Source organism: Fictibacillus sp. NRS-1165 (assembly GCF_050468105.1).
Taxonomy (GTDB): domain Bacteria; phylum Bacillota; class Bacilli; order Bacillales; family Fictibacillaceae; genus Fictibacillus_C; species Fictibacillus_C terrinigri.
In genome coordinates this window covers 1-2,536 of sequence record NZ_JBDPNU010000151.1, presented here as the reverse complement: position 1 = coordinate 2,536, position 2,536 = coordinate 1, and the positions used below count along the sequence as shown (strand labels likewise).

Annotated in this window: 2 protein-coding genes; both read left to right on the top strand. The window is 43.2% G+C overall.

Annotation, left to right across the window (positions count from 1 at the left end; all coding sequences use genetic code 11):
- Positions 1–1,578 (top strand): ABC transporter ATP-binding protein (locus tag ABHN01_RS25370; RefSeq protein ID WP_429877846.1); only part of this gene is annotated, 1,578 nt, incomplete at its 5' end.
- Positions 1,579–1,717: 139 nt separating this feature from the next.
- The coding region (locus ABHN01_RS25365; protein ID WP_429877845.1) for a PAS domain-containing protein at positions 1,718–2,536 on the top strand (819 nt) is incomplete at its 3' end.

The window sequence follows — 2,536 nt, the reverse complement described above, 5'->3', positions numbered from 1 at the left end:
CCATTGCTCATTGAGCTGATCATGTCCATTGCTGCCATGTACATTGTGTCATGGGTCGCCAACACGTACCGGATCAGGTGGATGAATGAATTGGGGCAGCTCGTCATTTGTGACATACGCCAGCATTTGTTTAAGCATATCCAGCGGCTGTCCCACCGTTTCTTTGATCAGCGCTCGGCAGGCTCCATACTTGTACGGGTCATCAATGATGTAAATTCGCTTCAGGACCTTTTTACGAACGGGGTTATCAATGTCTTAATGGATTTAATATTGCTTGCTGGGATTATTGTGCTTATGTTTGTTTACAGTCCGCCCCTTGCGCTCGCAATCATGGTCGTTGTCCCGCTCATGTTTATCATTTCGACAAGTATCCGCCGGCATATCCGCCGTTCCTGGCAGGTGGTGCGTGCCAGGCAGGCCAAGATAAACTCTCATCTGAACGAAAGTATCCAGGGGATCAGAGTCACTCAGTCGTATACTCAAGAACAGGAGAATATGAACTTTTTTGAAGGGATCAACAACGACAACCTTTTAAGCTGGAAACAAGCGACAAGGCTAAACGCCATGTTCCGCCCTTTTGTGGATGTATCGAATGCCATTGGGACCGTCATTCTGATTTGGTATGGATCGCATCTCATTCAGCAAGGCTCTCTTGAGATGGGGGTGTTCGTATCTTTTGCTTTCTATCTCGGCATGTTTTGGGAGCCGATTTCAAGGCTTGGCCAGGTGTACAATCAGCTGCTTGTTGGAATGGCCTCCTCCGAACGTATTTTTGAATTTTTAGATGAAAAACCAAATGTTGATGAGATTTCGAACCCGGTGGAGCTGGAAGACGTCAGGGGGAACATTACGTTTAAAAAGGTGGAGTTCTCGTACGATGGAAAGCGTAAAGCCCTCAACGGCATTGATTTGACCATTAATGCCGGAGCGACTGTTGCTTTAGTCGGGCATACCGGTTCCGGAAAATCTACCATTGCCAATCTGATCTGCCGCTTTTATGATGCGACAGCTGGAACCATTGAAATTGACGACATTCCTATTAAAGACTTAAAGCTTGATAGTCTTCGCCAAAAAGTAAGTATTGTTCTCCAAGATACTTTCATCTTCTCAGGAACCATAATGGAAAATATCCGATTTGGCCGGCCGGATGCAACGGATGACGAAGTAGAACATGCTGCAGAAGCAGTTGGAGCTCACTTATTTATCAACAAGCTGAAAGACGGCTACCATACAGAAGTAGAAGAGCGGGGAAATGTTCTGTCTGTAGGTGAGCGGCAGCTCTTATCTTTTGCAAGAGCCTTGCTTGCCGATCCACGAATCCTCATTTTAGATGAGGCGACAGCAAGTATTGATACAGAAACGGAAGTCAATATTCAAAAAGCACTTAAGACCCTTCTTGCGGGGAGAACCGCCATCATCGTTGCGCACCGCTTGTCTACTATTCGTGAGTCAGATACTATCATCGTGCTTGACCACGGCAACATTGTTGAACAAGGAAGCCATGATGAACTGATGGAGCTGGAAAAGGAATATTACCGGCTGGTCCTTTCACAATTTAAAAGGCTTGAAGTAGGGTGAACGGAGTTTGTAAGACGTATATAAAAAGGCCTTTCTCTTCATAGAGAAAGGCCCTATTAAGTTTATTCGCTAATAGAATGCTAGTAAAAAAATAACTATGGTACACTGGTTCTAAGCCTATAAGAAAAGAGGTTGATCAATGATTGCTTTATACAAAGTGGATAAGGAGCTGGAGGAATTCATCACTCATATATTAAAAGAGAGCGGGATTCAAACATTATCCTTTCACTCAAGAAAAACGGTCATGGATCATGTCATGAACCCTTTTGTCCTCATCACGCCATCCATTTATGTTAACGAGGTTCGTTCTTTTTCAATTCCCATTGTCCCGTTATCCTTGCATTTAAGTGACTTCGAACAAACAATTAAAGTCAATTCACTAACTAACAAAAATCCTTTGATCATTGTTTCTGATGAAGAGAAAAAATGGCTGGATGCTGAAAATGCCAATCAAAAAAGTATATTGGAAATCAGGAGCAGGGAGCAAGTTAACCTTGCGAATGCAAAGACCAATACCTCATTTCTTGTTCCTTCCTGGGAAAGTCATCTGCCTATGTCCCAACAAACCAAAGAACACATTTATTATGTCCAGCCGTCGAAGGACACCATATTTTCCGCAGTACGGCAGGCGATCAATCTCATAGGTATAACGAGAGAGATGTTTAAAGAAAAATATCAGGTGAAAGCCATCGTCGATTCTGCTCATGATGGATTAATAGCGGTAGACCGGCAAGGAAAAATTACTCTAACCAATGAAAATGCAAAAAAGTATCTGGGACTTGAAGGTGAGGTAGTTGGAAAATACATAACGGAATTTATTCCGCACTCCGATATGCTCAGAGTGCTGCAGACTGGACGAAAAGAAATAGGGGATGTAGCCAAGATTCTTGATCGGCAGATTATTATTAACCGTTTTCCAGTTATGCTTAATCAAACTGTAGTTGGAGCTGTATCCAAC